14 protein-coding genes are annotated in these 15,657 nt (G+C 71.9%); 5 read left to right on the forward strand and 9 right to left on the reverse strand.

Translation table 11 applies throughout. The features are described 5' to 3' along the window. From ACIPK4_RS30025 to ACIPK4_RS30035, 3 genes are all read left to right on the forward strand, one after another. On the forward strand, positions 1–712 hold a 712-nt coding region (locus ACIPK4_RS30025; RefSeq protein WP_402318298.1), incomplete at its 5' end, for an ABC transporter ATP-binding protein. Further along, entirely contained in the window at positions 709–1,746 is a 1,038-nt protein-coding gene (locus tag ACIPK4_RS30030; RefSeq protein WP_402318301.1) for an ABC transporter ATP-binding protein, read from the forward strand. The genes ACIPK4_RS30025 and ACIPK4_RS30030, both read left to right, overlap by 4 nt. A 99-nt stretch (positions 1,747–1,845) precedes the next feature. Next, complete coding sequence (locus ACIPK4_RS30035) at positions 1,846–2,523, forward strand: HAD family hydrolase (RefSeq protein WP_402318304.1); 678 nt, start codon at positions 1,846–1,848, stop codon at positions 2,521–2,523. A gap of 25 nt (positions 2,524–2,548) precedes the next feature. Here ACIPK4_RS30035 and ACIPK4_RS30040 read toward each other — a convergent pair whose 3' ends face one another. Beyond that, on the reverse strand, positions 2,549–4,633 hold the full coding sequence (locus ACIPK4_RS30040; RefSeq protein WP_402318307.1) for a prolyl oligopeptidase family serine peptidase: 2,085 nt from the start codon (positions 4,631–4,633) through the stop codon (positions 2,549–2,551). 98 nt (positions 4,634–4,731) lie between these two features. On the opposite strand from ACIPK4_RS30040, the gene ACIPK4_RS30045 reads away from it, so the two are divergent. Next, a complete protein-coding gene (locus tag ACIPK4_RS30045; RefSeq protein WP_402318310.1) occupies positions 4,732–6,279 on the forward strand; it encodes an MFS transporter in 1,548 nt (515 codons plus the stop codon). Positions 6,280–6,350: 71 nt separating this feature from the next. Here the strand turns inward: ACIPK4_RS30045 and ACIPK4_RS30050 are convergent, their stop codons facing one another. The 4 genes from ACIPK4_RS30050 to ACIPK4_RS30065 form a co-directional block, all read right to left on the reverse strand. Continuing rightward, entirely contained in the window at positions 6,351–7,778 is a 1,428-nt protein-coding gene (locus ACIPK4_RS30050; RefSeq protein ID WP_402318313.1) for a cytochrome P450, read from the reverse strand. Positions 7,779–7,906: 128 nt separating this feature from the next. Beyond that, the gene (locus ACIPK4_RS30055; RefSeq protein ID WP_402318316.1) at positions 7,907–8,410 is read right to left on the reverse strand and encodes a GNAT family N-acetyltransferase; all 504 of its coding nucleotides are present in this window, start codon (positions 8,408–8,410) and stop codon (positions 7,907–7,909) included. Positions 8,411–8,572: 162 nt separating this feature from the next. Further along, complete coding sequence (locus ACIPK4_RS30060; RefSeq protein ID WP_402318319.1) at positions 8,573–9,112, reverse strand: hypothetical protein; 540 nt, start codon at positions 9,110–9,112, stop codon at positions 8,573–8,575. A 27-nt stretch (positions 9,113–9,139) separates the two neighbouring features. Beyond that, positions 9,140–9,439 carry a hypothetical protein gene (locus ACIPK4_RS30065; RefSeq protein WP_402318322.1) on the reverse strand — a complete coding sequence of 100 codons (300 nt, stop codon included), beginning with the start codon at positions 9,437–9,439 and terminating at the stop codon, positions 9,140–9,142. 478 nt (positions 9,440–9,917) lie between these two features. Here ACIPK4_RS30065 and ACIPK4_RS30070 point away from each other — a divergent pair, with 478 nt between their 5' ends. Continuing rightward, positions 9,918–10,562, forward strand: a complete 645-nt coding sequence (locus ACIPK4_RS30070) for a restriction endonuclease (protein WP_402318325.1) — start codon at positions 9,918–9,920, stop codon at positions 10,560–10,562. 71 nt (positions 10,563–10,633) lie between these two features. Here ACIPK4_RS30070 and ACIPK4_RS30075 read toward each other — a convergent pair whose 3' ends face one another. The 4 genes from ACIPK4_RS30075 to ACIPK4_RS30090 form a co-directional block, all read right to left on the reverse strand. After that, complete coding sequence (locus tag ACIPK4_RS30075) at positions 10,634–11,329, reverse strand: hypothetical protein (RefSeq protein ID WP_402318328.1); 696 nt, start codon at positions 11,327–11,329, stop codon at positions 10,634–10,636. Positions 11,330–11,647: 318 nt separating this feature from the next. Next, the gene (locus ACIPK4_RS30080) at positions 11,648–11,824 is read right to left on the reverse strand and encodes a hypothetical protein (protein ID WP_402318331.1); all 177 of its coding nucleotides are present in this window, start codon (positions 11,822–11,824) and stop codon (positions 11,648–11,650) included. A gap of 152 nt (positions 11,825–11,976) precedes the next feature. After that, positions 11,977–13,506, reverse strand: a complete 1,530-nt coding sequence (locus ACIPK4_RS30085) for a helix-turn-helix domain-containing protein (protein ID WP_402318333.1) — start codon at positions 13,504–13,506, stop codon at positions 11,977–11,979. A 150-nt stretch (positions 13,507–13,656) separates the two neighbouring features. After that, positions 13,657–15,588, reverse strand: a complete 1,932-nt coding sequence (locus ACIPK4_RS30090) for an amidohydrolase (protein ID WP_402318336.1) — start codon at positions 15,586–15,588, stop codon at positions 13,657–13,659. Positions 15,589–15,657 lie beyond the last annotated feature (69 nt).

The raw sequence follows: 15,657 nt of genomic DNA on the forward strand, positions 1-15,657 counted from the left end.
CGAGCAGATCGCCGAGCACTACCGCGTCCACTTCAGGGCCGGCCGGGCCGCCGCGCGCAGGCGGGCCGTCGACATGCTCGGCGAGGTCGGCATCCCGGAACCCGCCCGCCGGGCCGGGGAGTACCCGCACCAGTTCTCCGGCGGCATGCGCCAGCGCGCGGTGATCGCCATGGCCCTGGCCTGCGAACCCGACCTGCTGATCGCCGACGAGCCCACCACGGCCCTCGACGTGACCGTGCAGGCGCAGATCCTGGAACTCATCGCCCGGCTCCAGCAGGAACGCGGTCTCGGCGTCGTGATGATCACCCACGACCTGGGCGTGGTCGCCCGCGTCGCCCACGAGGTCCTGGTCATGTACGGCGGCCGGGCCGCCGAACAGGCCGGCGCCGACGAGCTGTTCGCCGACCCCGCACACCCGTACACCAGGGGCCTGCTCGACTCGCTGCCCCGGCTGGACGACTCCGACGACGAGCCCCTGCGGGCCATCCCCGGCTCCCCGCCCTCCCTCCTCGCACCAGCGCCGGGCTGCGCGTTCGCCCCCCGCTGCGGGCTCGCGGCGGCGGCCACCGGCGAGCAGCGCCACCGCTGCGCCACCGAACGGCCCGAGCTGCGGCCCCACGGCGCCGCCCCGCGCACCGCCGCCTGTCATTTCGCGGGGGAGGGCCCCCGGCCCGGCGCCGCGCCCGACCCCGCCCCGGAGGCGATCCGATGACCGTAGAGGCCCGCCCCCCGGACACCACCACCCTGGCGGACCGGACCGGGGCGGACCCTGCCCCGCCCGGACCGCTGCTGTCCGTACGGGACCTGACCATGACGTTCCCCGGCCGGCGTTCCGCGTCCGGGCGCCGGGGGGCGCCCGTGCGCGCCGTCGACGGGATCTCCTTCGACCTCGCGGCGGGCGAAACCCTGGGCCTGGTGGGCGAGTCGGGCTGCGGGAAGTCCACCACCGGCCGGATGCTGGTGCGGCTGCTGGAACCCACTGCGGGCACCGTCACCTTCGACGGCCGGGACATCACACGGCTCCCGCAGGGCAGGCTCCGGCCGCTGCGCCGCCACCTCCAGATGGTCTTCCAGGACCCGCACTCCTCCCTCAACCCCCGCCAGACGGTGGCCCGGATCATCTCCGACCCGCTGCTCGTGCAGGGCTGGCCGGCAGCCGACGCACGCCGCCGGGCGGCCGAGCTGATGGACCTGGTCGGGCTGATCCCGGAGCACATCGACCGCTACCCGCACGAGTTCTCCGGCGGCCAGGCCCAGCGCATCGGGATCGCCCGCTCACTGGCCACCAGCCCCCGGCTGATCGTCGCGGACGAGCCGGTCTCCGCGCTCGACGTCTCCGTCCAGGCGCAGATCGTCAACCTGATGGAACGCCTGCGCCGCGAACTGGGCCTGGCCTACGTGTTCATCGCGCACGACCTGTCGGTGGTGAAGCGCGTCAGCGACCGGGTCGCCGTCATGTACCTCGGCCGGATCGTCGAGATCGGGGAGAAGCACGCCCTGTACGGGAACCCCCAGCACCCGTACACCCGGGCGCTGCTGTCCGCGGTACCGCTGCCGGACCCGGCGGCGGAGCGCCGGCGCGAGCGGATCGTGCTGCTCGGCGACCCGCCGAGCCCGGCCGCCCCGCCCCCGGGCTGTACGTTCCATCCGCGCTGCCCGAAGGCGCAGGAGCTCTGCCGCACGGAGCGCCCGCTGCTGCGGATCGCCGCCTCGCGCGAGGTGGCCTGCCACTTCCCCGGTGACTGACGGGGATCCAGGGGAAGAGGGAGGGCCCCGGAGCCGGCACGACCGGCCCGGGGCCCTCCCGCCGTCCGCGGCACGACGGGCCGATGACATGATCGCGGCGTGATCGACGAGAACGGCGGACCTCCCCGTCCCGCCCCGGTGCCGTACGTCCTCTTCGACGTGGACGGGACACTGATCGACGCGGTCGCCAACCAGCGCCGCGTCTGGGCGGCGTGGGCGGCGCGCCACGGGCTCGACCCCGCCGCCGTCCACCGGGTGGCGCTGCGGACGCGTCCCCTGGAGACCTTCGCGGAGGTGGCTCCCGAGCGGGACCCGCAGGCCTGCCTCGCCGCGTTGCACGAGCTGGAGGACGAGGACGTCCGGTCCGGTGTCTACGCCGCCTTCGACGGCGCGGTGGAGCTGCTGGCCGGCCTGCCCCCGGGCCGCTGGGCGCTGGTGACCTCGAACTACGGGCACCGGGTGCGCGGGCGGTTCGCCCGGACCGGGCTGCCGGTCCCGGACGTCGTCGTGGACGCCGCCTGCGTCGCCGAGGGAAAGCCGTCGCCGGTGCCCTACCTGCTGGCCGCGGAGCGCCTCGGCGCCGCGCCGCAGGACTGCCTGGTCATCGAGGACGCGCCGTCCGGCGTCGAGTCGGGGCTGCGGGCCGGGATGACGGTCTGGGGGGTCAACACGCTGGCCCCGGTGGACGGGGTGCACCGGCATTTCACCAGCCTGCACGAGGCCGTGCCGGCGATCCTCGCCTTCGCGCGGGGCGCGCACCGGGACGCCACCGGCTGAGCGACGTCACCGGCCGCGCCGCCGGTCAGGCCAGTTCGCGGCGGAAGAACTCCAGTTCCATCGCCATGAGCTTCTCCTTCGTGCCGTTCGGGGTCATGTGGGTGACACCGGGCAGGGCCAGGAGCTGGTGCGGGCGCCCCGCGTCCGTCAGGGCCTGCGAGAGCCGCAGGGTGTGGGAGGGGTGGACGTTGTCGTCGGCGAGGCCCGTGATCAGCAGCAGCGGCCGGGTCAGGTTCGGGGCGTCCGGGATCAGCGAGTCGCGTTCGTACACCTCGGGGTGTTCCTGCGGGAGCCCGAGGTAGCGCTCGGTGTAGGCCGTGTCGTAGTGCCGGAAGTCGGTCGGCGCGGCTCCGGCGGCCGCCGCGTGGAAGACGTCCGGGCGGCGCAGCACCGCCATCGCGGACAGGTAGCCGCCGTACGACCAGCCGCGCACCCCGACCCGGCCGAGGTCCAGGTCCGGGTGGCGTTCGGCGAGCGCGTGCAGCGCAGCGACCTGGTCGTCCAGGGTGACCTCGGAGAACCCGCGGTACATGGCGTGGGTGAAGGCGGGCGAGACGTACGGGGTTCCGCGGTTGTCGACGGTCACCACCGCGAAGCCCCGGTCGGCCCACCACTGGCGGTGCTGCCAGCGGCGCGGCTCGGCGGACACGTCCTGGAAGCCGGGGCCGCCGTAGCCGTCCACCAGGACGGGCAGCCGCCGGCCGGGGACGTGGCCGCGGGGGAACACGACCGCGGTGGGGATGCCGTGCTCGGTGACCCGCTCCAGCAGCGGGACCACCCGGTACGGCAGCGGCGCGGACAGGTCGGCGGGCTCGAACTCCCGCCCGTCGGCGGTGCGTACGGTGCGCCGGATCCCGTCGGCGTCGGCGGTGGTGAGCAGCAGCGTCCCGGAGGAGGCCTGGACGCTGTTCACCCCGGGTCCGTCGGCGAGCGGGGTCAGCTCCCCGGTGGCGGGGTCGAGGAGGAGCACCTGCTGTTCGGCGGGGTCGCGCCGCCCGGCCTCGACGAGCAGCCGGCCGCGGTGGGTGCCCGCGACCCGGCGGACCTGGATCCCGTCGCCGGTCAGCGGTTTCCCGTCGACGGCGAGGGCGCGGGCGGCGCCGCCCGCGCCGGCACCCCCGGCGGTGGCCGGGGGAGTGTCGCAGGCGGTGAGCATCCGGCCGTCGGCGAGCCGGGCTGGGGTGCCGGGCACCATCGGGTCGACCCAGTGGGGGTGGGTGGTGCGGGAGAGCTCCCGGGTCTGTCCGGTGGCCGGGTCGGCGGAGAGCAGCAGGACGCACTGCTGGAGCCGGTCCTGGACGGTCAGCAGGATCTCCCCGTCGCTCTCCCAGTCGGCGTCCGAGAGGTACGGGTACGCGGCGGCGTCCCAGTCGAGCCGTACGCGGGCGCCGTCCGGGCCGAACACCCACAGCTGGACCTCGGCGTTGGGCCCGCCCGCCTCCGGGTACGCGAAGTCCTCGGCCGGGAGCTCGGGGTGCGCGGGGTCGGCGAAGTACCGCCGCGGGAGGGCGGACTCGTCGACGCGGGCGGCCAGCAGGCTCTGCCCGTCGGGGGACCACCAGTGGCCGCGGTCGCGGCCCAGCTCCTCGGCGGCGGCGAACTCGGCGACGCCCCAGCGGGCCCCGTCGGCGGGGCTGACCCGGCCGCCGGGGGAGGTGTGGAGGGCGTCGCCGGTGACGTAGGCGGTGCGGGAGCCGTCGGCGTTGGGCCGGGGGTCGAAGACGGGCCCGGCGGCCGGGACCTCCTCGGGCCGCCCGTCCGGTTCGCAGCCGACCCGGAACAGCCGCCCGTACAGCGGGAACACCGCGCTGCGGCCGTCGCCGGAGAGCGCGTACGAGCCGATCCCGGCGGCGACGAGCCGGATGCGCTCCCGCAGCCGGCGCTCGGCGGCGGGGAGGGTGCCCGGCTCGGGGGACAGCTCGCGGGGGTCGGCGAGCCGGGTTTCGGTGCCGGTGGCGGTGTCCAGGACCCAGAGGCTGTCGAAGGCGTCGGTGGGGCCGGTGGAGCGGAGGAACCAGAGCAGCCGGCCGTCGTCCCCGAAGGAGAACGCGCGCGGGGCGCCGTACGTGAAGCGGCCGGTGCTCGCGGAGAGCCTGAGGAAGTCATCCATGATCCGTAGTGTGTCATGTGAAATGGCACACCGTATATGTCACGCAGCCTAGGCCATTCGAGTGGTGTACCCCCCTGACCAGGTTTAGCGTCGAAAGGGTGGACCGGAACACGACGCCGACCAGCAACGGGACCGACGGCAAGGTCCGAGGCAGCGGCAACGGGCTCGCACTGTTCGTCATCGCCTCGTGCCAGCTCATGGTCGTGCTCGACATCACCATCGTGAACATCGCGCTGCCGCACATCCAGACCGCCCTCGGCTTCTCCACCGAGAGCCTGTCCTGGGTCGTCAACGCCTACACCCTCACCTTCGGCGGACTCCTCCTCCTCGGCGGACGCACCGGCGACATCCTCGGCCGCAAACGCGTGTTCATCTCCGGCGTGCTGCTCTTCGGTCTGGCCTCCCTGCTCGGCGGGCTCGCACAGAACGAGGGCCAGCTGCTGGCGGCCCGTGCCCTCCAGGGCGTCGGCGGCGCCATCGCCTCCCCGACCGCACTGGCGCTGATCACCACCACCTTCCGCGAAGGCCCGGCACGCAACCGCGCGTTCGGGGTGTTCGCCGCCGTCTCGGCGGGCGGCGGCGCGATCGGGCTGCTGGCCGGCGGCGTCCTCGTCGAATGGCTCAACTGGCGCTGGGTGTTCTTCGTCAACGTGCCGATCGCCCTGGCCATCGCCGTGATGGCCCGCCGGGTCATCCGCGAGTCCGAACGCCACCCCGGCCACTTCGACCTCGCCGGCGCGCTGCTGTCCACCCTGGGCATGGTCGCGCTGGTCTACGGCTTCATCCGGGCCTCGCAGGACGGCTGGACCGACCCGATCACCCTCGGCTCCTTCGGGGCGGCCGTGGTCCTGCTGCTGCTGTTCTTCCTCAACGAGCGGAGCTCGCCGCAGCCGATCACACCGCTGCACATGTTCGCCGACCGCAACCGGGCCGGGTCCTACGGCATCATGCTCTTCCTCGCCTGCGCGATGTTCGGCATGTTCTTCTTCCTGACCCTGTTCGTGCAGAACGTCCTGGGCTTCAGCCCGCTCCAGGCCGGCCTCGCGTTCCTGCCGGTGAGCGTCGTCATCGCCGTCGGCGCCGGCATCACCTCCCAGCTCCTGCCGAAGCTCGGACCCAAACCCTTCATGGTGACGGGCGCGCTCTGCTCGGCCGCCGGCCTCGCCTGGCTGACGCAGACCGACATCGACTCGACGTACCTCGGCAGCATCCTGGGCCCGATGCTCGTCTTCAGCCTCGGCATGGGCATGCAGTTCGTCTCGCTGACCCTGATGGCCCTGTCCAACGTCGCCGACCGTGAGTCGGGCGCGGCCTCCGGACTGCTCAACACGACGCAGCAGGTGGGCGGATCACTGGGCCTGTCCATCCTGGTCACGGTGTTCGGCACGGCAAGCCGCAACGAGGCCCACACCCAGGTGCCGGCCTTCCTCGGTCAGGCCGACCCCGTCCAGAAGGCCCTGTTCCTGCGCACCGGCCGGCTCCCGGACCCCTGGGGCGATCAGGTGCTCACCTCGGGCGTGAGCGCCGCGTTCATCGTCGCCGCCTGCTTCGCCCTGGTCGCGGCGGGCATCGCGCTCTTCGCGATCCAGGTCCGCCCCTCTGACCTGGAACGCCTCAAGGGCCACCACGCCCCGGCGGCCGTCTAGCCGACGGCCCTCACCTCAGCCGTGCCCACCCATGCGCACCTGTGTCACCCGGGTCACCTGTGTCACCTGTGTCACCCGTGCGGCCGGATGCGGCAGCGGATCGGGCCGTCCGCCCGCAGGGTGATGCCGGCGCTGACCGGGACCTCGGTGTCCACGGCCTCGAACTCGTACGCCCGTAGGACCATCGCCAGCGCGATCACCGACTCCAGCATCGAGAAGTGCTGCCCGATGCAGGCGCGCGGGCCGCCGCCGAACGGGAACCACGCGTAGCGGGGGCGGCCGGCCTCGGCCTCCGGGGTGAAGCGGTCCGGGTCGAAGCGGTCCGGATCCGGCCAGTAGCGGGGGTGGCGGTGCGTCACCCACGGGGCCAGGATCACGTCCGAGCCCGCCGGGACGCGATGCCCCCCGACCTCGGTGGCCGCGACCGAACCGCGGCCGATGACCGGCGCCGCCGGATAGAGCCGCATCGCCTCCTTGAGGACCTGGGTGAGGTACGGGAGCCGGTCCAGGTCGGCGGCCTCCGGCGTACGGTCGCCCAGCACGCGGGAGACCTCCTCGCGGGCCCGCGCCTGCTGCTCGGGGTGGCGGGCCAGCAGGTGCAGGGAGAAGGCGAGCGAGGTGGCGGTCGTCTCGTGCCCGGCGAGCAGGAAGATCAGCACCTGGTCGCGCAGTTCGGCGGCGTCGAACTGCGCGTCGTCCGTGCTCGTCGCGGCGGCGAGCAGGCTCAGCAGGTCCTCGCCCTCGCCCTCTCCCTGGCCCCCGTGCCCGCCCCCGTCCCCGGCCGTGGCCCCGTCCCCGCCTCGCCGCTCGGCGATGATCTTGTCGCAGACCGCGTACAGCTCGTCCATCGCCGCGGCGGCCCGCTTGTTGCCGGGTGTGGGCCAGGTGCGGGGGATGTTGGCGGGGGAGTAGCCGCGGCGCAGCACGTACTCCGTGATGACCGGAAAACACCGGTCGACCACGTCGACGGTGGCCTCCACGTCGGTGCCGAACAGGATGCGGGCGACCGCGCGCAGGGCGAGCCGCATCATCTCCTCGCCGACGTCGATCACGGAGTCCGGGGCCCGCTCCCAGCTCTCGACGACGGCCCGGGTCTCGGCGGCGACGGCGCCCGCGTAGCCGTCCACCCGGCGCTTGGTGAAGAGCGGCTGCACCAGCCGCCGCTGGCGCAGGTAGTCCTCGTCCTGGCTGGTCAGCAGCCCGTTCCCGAAGGAGTCCCGGAGCTCCTGGTAGAAGGCGTTGTCCTTGCGGAAGTTGGCCGACTCCGCGGCCAGTACCTGCTGCGCGCCCTCGGCGGAGAAGACGCAGTAGAGCTCGGCCCGCAGCCCGGGCGGCCCGGCGGTGATCCGTACGACGTCGCCGTGCTGCTGCCGGGCGCGCAGATAGGTCCCGAGCGAGTCCGATTTCAGGTCGAACAGCGAACCGACCAACGGAATCCCCGCGAGTGCGGGAACCTCCGTACCGCCGGCTGCGCCGTCCGCCTTTGCTCCCACTGCCATGGCCGCCCCCTCGACACCGTACGTACGGCCCCGATTCTGCCCGGCGGTCGCCCGGGGCGCCGGGGATCACCCCGCCGACCGGCTGAAACCAGCCGGTCGGCCCGGTCGCCCAGGTCTGCGGGGGCCGCCTACGCCAGAGCCGCCCGCCAGTCGTTGCTCGCGTGCCAGTGGCCCGGCGGGTACTCGAACCGGGTCTCACCGAGCAGTACGAAACCCGCCGCGCGGCAGACCGCGTTGGACGCCCCGTGGTCGACGGACGGGAACGCGTGGAGGTGGCGGCGCGTACCGTGTTCCCGCGCATGGGCGACGAGCGCGCGGGCCGCCCGCGCGGCGAGACCGCGGCCCTGGAACTCGGGCAGGATGCCCCAGCCGGTCTCGTAGACCTCCTCGCCGTTCCAGACGCGCTCCCAGAAGCCGATGCTGCCCACGCTCTCGCCGTCCGCGACGACCCGGAACATCCGCCCGGCCGCCGGTTCGCGGGCGCTGAGCGCGAGGTACCGCGCATGCCGGTCCTGGAGCTTGGCGTCGCTCTCCGGGCCGCCGAGATGCGCGGTCATCACCGGCTCGTTCTTGCGCAGCAGCAGCCAGAAATCGCCTTCGGCCCAAGGCTCGAGGCTCAGGGAGTCATCCATCCCCCCACGGTAACCACGACCCGCCGCCCGCCCGGGCGCCGGGCGGCTGCCGCCGTGCTCCTAGATGTCCCGGGACTGTGCAGTGTGGTGTCTGACCTGCGGAAACGATGGTCTTTCGAGATCATCTTGCACAAACCCTGCACGACCGGGCCGACCTGCACATCAGGCGGTTCTCCCGTACATGCTCCGCACTGCCTGACGGACCTCCGCACCCGCTCCCGCGACTCGGTGGACGTAGTTACGCAAAGTGAATGCCGGATCGGCGTGTCCGAGGCGGTCCGCGAGGGTGTCGACTCCGCCGGCCGACATCATTGACGGGTAGAGATGCCGGAGCGCGTGCATCACCTTGTCGCGGGACTTCTCCCACCGCCGGCCCGGTTTCTTCGGGTCGAGGTACTTGGTGAGCCGGACGGCGGCCAGGGCGACCTTCCACACGTACGAGTTGAACCAATTGGACTGGATCGGCTCCTTCTCGCGGCCGAAGAAGAAGATCTTCTTCGTTACTGGCTCGCCGTCGCGCGTCCGCCAGGGGAGCGTCACCTCGATCGGCGGGTACTTCTCCATATGCTCCAGCAGGGCTTCGGCGACGGCATCGCCCAGCTCCACCCAGCGGTCGCGGGGATCGTCCTCGGTGCCGCCCTTGGGATTGTCGAAGACCAGCACGGGGCCGTCATGGGCAACCTGGTGCTGGATGTGGACCATGGGGCCGGTTGCCCTACAGGCTCACTCTCAGCCTCCGAGGTAGAGGAGCTTGCGGCCAGGGGTGGTGTTGGGGGTGTAAACGATCTGGCCGAAGGGGTCGACCTTCTTGCCGTCCTCGCGGATGCCGTAGAGGTTGGAGGGCAGGTGTCGGCGGGAGGCGGCGGTGTACTCGACCTGGCCGCCGCGCTCACGGACCCACTTCTTGGCGGAGCCGTCGGTCAGGCCCTCGTCGAGTTCTGCGGCCATGGACCGCTGCGGTGCGTGGTCATTTCTTCGGCCCCCTTCCTTCTTGCCCTCTTCGCTGCTGGTGCTGGCGGGTACGGGCATGGTCAGCTCCGATAGGGGTCCGGCTCCGGGGGGTCTTCGGGGCGGCGGGATTCGGCGTCGTTCTTGCCGCGAGCGAAGGTGGCGCCGAACTGTATGCCCGACAGGACGCGGGAGCCGGATCCTGCTGCGCTGCCCGCGGCTTCGCCGGCGGCGGGCGGCGGCGCGGGTGGCGGAGGAAGCGGCACCTCGCGCGAGGGCACTGCCTGCGACACGGCCGATGGCGCCGAGGATGACCGGCAGTATGTCTCAACCCTCCTTGCTCCGAGATGGGGCGATATATGGACTATTCTCCCGGTCGCGATGAATTTCTCGCGAGCAGAAGTAGCCAGCGCAGCCTCTCGCTCCCCACGGGCTCGGCCAGGTCTCGGGCGACGGTGGCCGAGGGCAGCGCTCGCCGATGTTGGGTGGAGGGGAGGTCATCGTGTTCGTAGTGACGCCCTCCCAAATCGGTGTCGGTGGGCGGAGCTAGAGTCCTGAGATGACGACTGCCGGGCATGGCCAGCCCAAGAAGAAGAAGCCCGAAGATGCCGCGTTCTGGTTGGCGTACGAGAAGCGGGTAGCTGCTCTCGTCAAGGCGATCGATGCGGACGCATCGATCACGCACAATGAGATGCACCTTGGCGAACTAAGTGGAGTGCCACGTCAGATCGACGCCCTCGCGGAAGGCCTCATTGCTGGGCAGAAGCTCCGGGTGGTCATCGAGGCCAAGTGCTACGGCCGGCGGGTCTCGATCGGCACCGTTGACGAGTTCATTGGCAAGCTTCTCGACCTGGGTGCAGAACGAGGCATTCTGTACGCAGCGGGAGGGTTTACGCAGGGTGCGGTAGCGCGGGCCGAGCGGGCGCTGAATCCACGTGTCGGACTGGAGCACTTGGCGCATCCCCTGCCGCCCGTTATCGCTACACGGAAGAAGGCGTGGCGCGTTCCGGCTAAGCGAAAAGATCAGGATGACCGATTGGCCCACGAGTACGGGACGCTCGGCAGGGAGCCGCGAACCAAGAACTTTCGGCGTTTCCCAGACATCAGCCTGAGCCTGGATATGCCGTATGAACCGACGGTGCCCACGACGACGAGCTACAGGCAGTTCTTGCGGGGCGAGGCGTTCTTCTACAAGCCGCTCTGAGGGTCGGACGCGCGAACTGGTGCGTCGGGCGTGCGCCGGTGCTCATGTCGGCGGCCTGATCGCCGGCCGATCTACCGCTGGCCGCGCATCCACGCACGCACCAGGCGCTCCAGCCTGCTCAGGGCGAGAGAAACCTCCAGCAAGGCCTGGTCCCGCTCCAGACGCCACGTGTCCCTGCTCGCCCCCCACTTCGCCCGCGCCTCGGGCGTGGCCAGCAGCCGGCGGGCCCATTCCGCCGATTCCACCTGCCAGGCCACCAGTTCTGCGACCAACGGCTCGGGATCCTCTTCAGGCTCGCCCTTCGCGTGAGCCTCGTCCTGGCGGGAGATGAAGCGATTCACGGCACTCAGGGCGTCGCGGTGCATGCTCCCGTAGCCCTGCCCCGCTTCGTCGGCGGCCTGCTCGTCTTCGACCCAGCGCTTGAGCTGCCGCATCTGGATCGAACCCGGGCGTGGACCGGGCGCGGTGGCAGGGCGGGCGTTTCGGGCGTCCTCAAGGCGTTCGACCGCGCCCTCGATCTCGCTCGTGGGGGCGTAGCGGGAGGCGCGGTAGTAGGCGGCTGTGGCGCGCTCGGGCTCGTTGCGGACCGCGTCCAGGTAGTTCCCGAGGGCGTCCAGCTGTTCCTTGGCGTGGGTGGCCTTCGCGGCCGCCTCCGCCGAGCGGACACTGGAGCGACGGGTGGCCGCGCCGTTGATCACGGCGCCGCCCAGGCCGCCCAGCAGCGTCGCCAAGGGCACGGCGATGGCGAGCAGAGTGGAGAGTTCCATGCCCTCAGGCTGGGCTCAACCGGGTTTCGCTGCACAGGATTTGAGGGGCAACTGAGGTGGGATCTGATGCCCGCGTTAGCGAGATCCGTGGTGCCGTCGCTCCCGCTTGCCGTGGGCCTGAAGAAGCCCCTGCCGGAGCGCTGGCAGGGGCTTCTAGTTGCGCGTGGACCTCGTGGCCCCAGGTCCGTCAGCAGCGCGGCAGTCGGCGGCTCGGCGGAGTCGGGTGAGGATTCGGTCTCCTCCGTGGCGGTGCCCAGCTGCTCGCGGCGAAGCGCAGCATCCTGCGGCGGATGCACGGGCTTCACGCCCGGCAGCCGATCAGCGGCGGTCTTCCTGCGTTCCGAGCGGTGTTCCATCAGCCGCGCGATCCCGACGATCCTGTACGCGACCCTCCCACTCCCGGATCCCGGCGATGACGGCCTCGACGCTCTTGTCGCCCTTGCGGGCCGTCAACTCGACGAGCCCCTCCATGATGTCGAGAAAGGCGTAGACCATCGCCTCCCCGTGGGCCCGGTTGCACATTCCCTGCACAAGGCGCCGGAAGATGCTGGAAAGTGTCGACAGCCAGTGGAAGGCATTTCCGCAGGTTAGGGCCTGTTTTCAAGGATTCGAGCTATGCCCTGATTGAACCCTGTTTATCTATTTTCTTAGATGTCGCGGAAGATCTCGATCTGGGCGCCCACCGAGTTGAGGCGTTCGGCCAGTTCCTCGTAGCCGCGGTTGATGACGTAGACGTTGCGCAGCACCGAGGTGCCCTCCGCCGCCATCATCGCCAGGAGGACGACCACCGCCGGGCGCAGGGCCGGCGGGCACATCATCTCCGCCGCGCGCCAGCGGGTGGGGCCCTCGACCAGGACGCGGTGGGGGTCCAGGAGCTGGAGGCGGCCGCCGAGGCGGTTCAGGTCCGTCAGGTAGATGGCCCGGTTGTCGTACACCCAGTCGTGGATCAGGGTCTGGCCCTGGGCGGTGGCCGCGATCGCCGCGAAGAACGGGACGTTGTCGATGTTCAGCCCGGGGAACGGCATCGGGTGGATCTTGTCGATCGGGGCTTCGAGCTTCGAGGGGCGGACCGTCAGGTCGACCAGGCGGGTGCGGCCGTTGTCGGCCGTGTACTCCGCCGAGCGGTCGTGGTCCAGGCCCATCTCCTCCAGCACGGCGAGCTCGATCTCCATGAACTCGATCGGGACCCGGCGGATCGTCAGCTCCGACTCCGTGACCACCGCGGCGGCGAGCAGGCTCATCGCCTCGACCGGGTCCTCGGAGGGGGAGTAGTCCACGTCGACGTCGATGTTCGGGACGCCGTGGACGGTGAGGGTGGTCGTGCCGACGCCCTCGACCTCGACGCCGAGCGCCTCCAGGAAGAAGCACAGGTCCTGGACCATGTAGTTGGAGGAGGCGTTGCGGATGACCGTGACGCCGTCGTGCCGGGCGGCGGCCAGCAGGGCGTTCTCGGTGACGGTGTCCCCGCGCTCGGTCAGCACGATCGGGCGGTCCGGCGAGACTCCCGCCTCGACCTTCGCGTGGTAGATGCCCTCGGTCGCGGTGATGTCCAGGCCGAAGCGGCGCAGGGCGATCATGTGCGGCTCGATGGTGCGGGTGCCGAGGTCGCACCCACCGGCGTACGGCAGGCGGAACTGGTCCATCCGGTGCAGCAGCGGGCCCAGGAACATGATGATGCTGCGGGTGCGGCGGGCCGCGTCCGCGTCCATGGCGTCCATGTCGAGGCGGGCCGGCGGGACGATCTCCAGGTCCACGCCGTCGTTGATCCAGCGGGTGCGGACGCCGATGGAGTTCAGCACTTCGAGGAGGCGGTAGACCTCCTCGATGCGGGCGACCCGGCGCAGTACCGTACGGCCCTTGTTGAGCAGCGTGGCACAGAGCAGGGCCACGCACGCGTTCTTGCTCGTCTTGACGTCGATGGCGCCGGACAGCCGGCGGCCACCGACGACGCGCAGGTGCATCGGGCCCGCGTAGCCCAGAGAGACGATCTCGCTGTCGAGAGCTTCACCGATCCGGGCGATCATCTCAAGGCTGATGTTCTGGTTTCCGCGCTCGATCCGGTTCACGGCGCTCTGGCTGGTGCCGAGCGCATCCGCGAGTTGACTCTGCGTCCAGCCCCGGTGCTGCCGGGCGTCACGGATGAGCTTGCCGATGCGTACGAGGTAGTCGTCTGCCATGGATGCACCGTATCTCAGATATGAGATGACTCCTGCTTCGGGTGTGGCGGACGGGTGTTACGGACCGTCAGCTCCACCCGGAGCTTCTCTGCATCTCGCTGATTACGGACATCTACCCCTTTATCTGCATCACCTAACCGATGTCACCCGTCAGTGGCCGCAGGCGTGGTGGCGGCCGCCGTGGACCGCCGTGTACGACGCCGGGCGCGCGGCCGCGGCGGCGCGGGTGAGGGCGGTCGCCGCCGCCCGGCCGGCCTCCGAGTCCGCGTCGTGCACGACCCGGCCGCCGACCAGGGTCATCCGGACGCCCGTCCCGCTGATGTCGGCCACCGGACAGCGGGTCACATCCCGGTCCAGCAGCACCAGGTCCGCCGCCTTGCCCGGCTCCACCGTCCCCGTCAGCCCCTCCTGCTTCAGCTGCCAGGCCGTCCCGGCCGTGTGCATCCGCAGGGCCGACGTGCGGCTCAGTCCCTCCAGTTCGCGGTACAGCTCGCCCGTGCCGTACGCGCCCTGCCGGTCGACCGCGGTCCGCAGCTGGTTCCACACCTGGAGCGCGTCCACCGGCCAGTCCGAGCCGCCGGTCAGCCGGGCCCCCGCCCGCTCCAGGCTGCGCGCCGGGTACATCCACCGGTGGCGCGCGGGGCCGATGTACGGGAGCAGGGCGTCCATCGTCCAGGTGTCCTGCGCCGCCCACTGGAGCTGCATGCACGCCGCGACGCCCAGCTGAGCGAAGCGCCGCAGGTCCGCCGGGTCCACCAGCTGCAGATGGGCGATGGTGTTGCGCGGGTCCCGCAGACCGGTCACCCGGCGGGCGTACGCGTAGCCGTCCAGGGCCGTGCGCACCGCCCGGTCGCCCAGCCCGTGGGCGTGCAGCTGCCAGCCGGCCCGGTTGAACGCCGCCGTCAGCCGGCCGTAGTCCGCCGCCGAGGTGTACAGCTCGCCGCTGTTCGCGGTCGGCCTGCCGTTCCCGTCCAGGTAGGGCTCCAGCAGCGCGGCGGTCTGCGCCGGGTACTCGATGACCCCGTCCAGGAACACCTTCACCGTCCCGAACCGCAGGCCGCGCACCCCCTCGAACTCCTTTCGCAGCCCGCCCGCGTACGCCAGGGCCCCCGCCGGGTCCTTGGTCTGCTCCGCGTCCAGCCGGATGGCCGGCACGATCCGCTGCGGCAGCCTCCCCGCCGCCGACAGGGCCTGGTAGAGCTCCAGCTCGTGCCGTCCCACCAGGGCGTCCATCATCGTGGTGACCCCGGACGCGGCCGCCAGCCCGAGCACCTTCGCGCAGGCTTCGACCAGTTCGGCCCGGGTTGGTTGCGGCACGTGCCGCTGCACGAGGTCCTGTGCGTCGTCCTTGAGGACGCCCGTCGGCTGCCCGTCCGCACCCCTCACGATCCGGCCGCCGACCGGGTCCGGGGTGGCCGCGGTGATCCCGGCGATCTCCAGGGCCCGCCGGTTCGCCCAGAGGTTGTGGCCGTCCCCGCCGACCAGCGCGACCGGTCTGCGGGTCTCCAGCGCGTCCAGCATCGAGTGGTGCGGCACGCTCCCGGCCGGCAGCAGCCCGACGGGGTTCCAGTCCTCCACCACCAGCCAGCGGTCCGGCTCGGCGCCCGCGCCGCCGGTGTCGGCGAGGAAGCCGGTCAGCAGCTCCCGGAGCTCGGGCAGGGTGGTCTCGGCCCCCTCCAGCGAGGGCCGCAGGGACCGGTCGCCGGCGCCCAGCGGGTGCACGTGCCCGTCGTGGACACCGCTCATCACCGTGTTGCCGCGCGCGTCGACGACCTCGGTGTCCCGCCCGACGTGCCGGCGCACCGCCGAACCGCTCCCGGTGGCCAGGATCTTGCCGTCCCGGCCGACCGCGAGCGCCTCGACGGGCGCCCCGCCGCCCGTGGTCCCGGTGAACACCCGGGCGTTGTGGATCACCAGGGCGGCCGAACCGCGCCCGCCGGAACCGGCCGCGGCCGCCGCCGGGCCCGCGCCCAGCAGGCCGGCAGCACCCGCCGCGCCGGCGGCCGCCAGCAGCCCCCGGCGGGAGAGGGGGGAGGGTGCGGGGGCGGCGGAGGGGGAGGAGGAACGGGAAGAAGAGGTCATGGCCACTCCAAACGTCGGTGTGGCCAGGACACTGTTTGATTAACCCCTTAACCAGAACCCGCCGCGGTC

The sequence above is a fragment of the Streptomyces sp. NPDC086989 genome, from assembly GCF_044745505.1.
Lineage (GTDB): Bacteria > Actinomycetota > Actinomycetes > Streptomycetales > Streptomycetaceae > Streptomyces.

Coding starts and splice junctions, on each gene's coding strand:
- ACIPK4_RS30030 (WP_402318301.1), top strand. CDS start 709: ATGACCGTAGAGGCCCGCCCCCCGGACACCACCACCCTGGCGGACCGG.
- ACIPK4_RS30040 (WP_402318307.1), bottom strand. CDS start 4,633: ATGGATGACTTCCTCAGGCTCTCCGCGAGCACCGGCCGCTTCACGTAC.
- ACIPK4_RS30050 (WP_402318313.1), bottom strand. CDS start 7,778: ATGGCAGTGGGAGCAAAGGCGGACGGCGCAGCCGGCGGTACGGAGGTT.
- ACIPK4_RS30055 (WP_402318316.1), bottom strand. CDS start 8,410: ATGGATGACTCCCTGAGCCTCGAGCCTTGGGCCGAAGGCGATTTCTGG.
- ACIPK4_RS30060 (WP_402318319.1), bottom strand. CDS start 9,112: ATGGTCCACATCCAGCACCAGGTTGCCCATGACGGCCCCGTGCTGGTC.
- ACIPK4_RS30065 (WP_402318322.1), bottom strand. CDS start 9,439: ATGCCCGTACCCGCCAGCACCAGCAGCGAAGAGGGCAAGAAGGAAGGG.
- ACIPK4_RS30070 (WP_402318325.1), top strand. CDS start 9,918: ATGACGACTGCCGGGCATGGCCAGCCCAAGAAGAAGAAGCCCGAAGAT.
- ACIPK4_RS30075 (WP_402318328.1), bottom strand. CDS start 11,329: ATGGAACTCTCCACTCTGCTCGCCATCGCCGTGCCCTTGGCGACGCTG.
- ACIPK4_RS30080 (WP_402318331.1), bottom strand. CDS start 11,824: ATGGTCTACGCCTTTCTCGACATCATGGAGGGGCTCGTCGAGTTGACG.
- ACIPK4_RS30085 (WP_402318333.1), bottom strand. CDS start 13,506: ATGGCAGACGACTACCTCGTACGCATCGGCAAGCTCATCCGTGACGCC.
- ACIPK4_RS30090 (WP_402318336.1), bottom strand. CDS start 15,588: ATGACCTCTTCTTCCCGTTCCTCCTCCCCCTCCGCCGCCCCCGCACCC.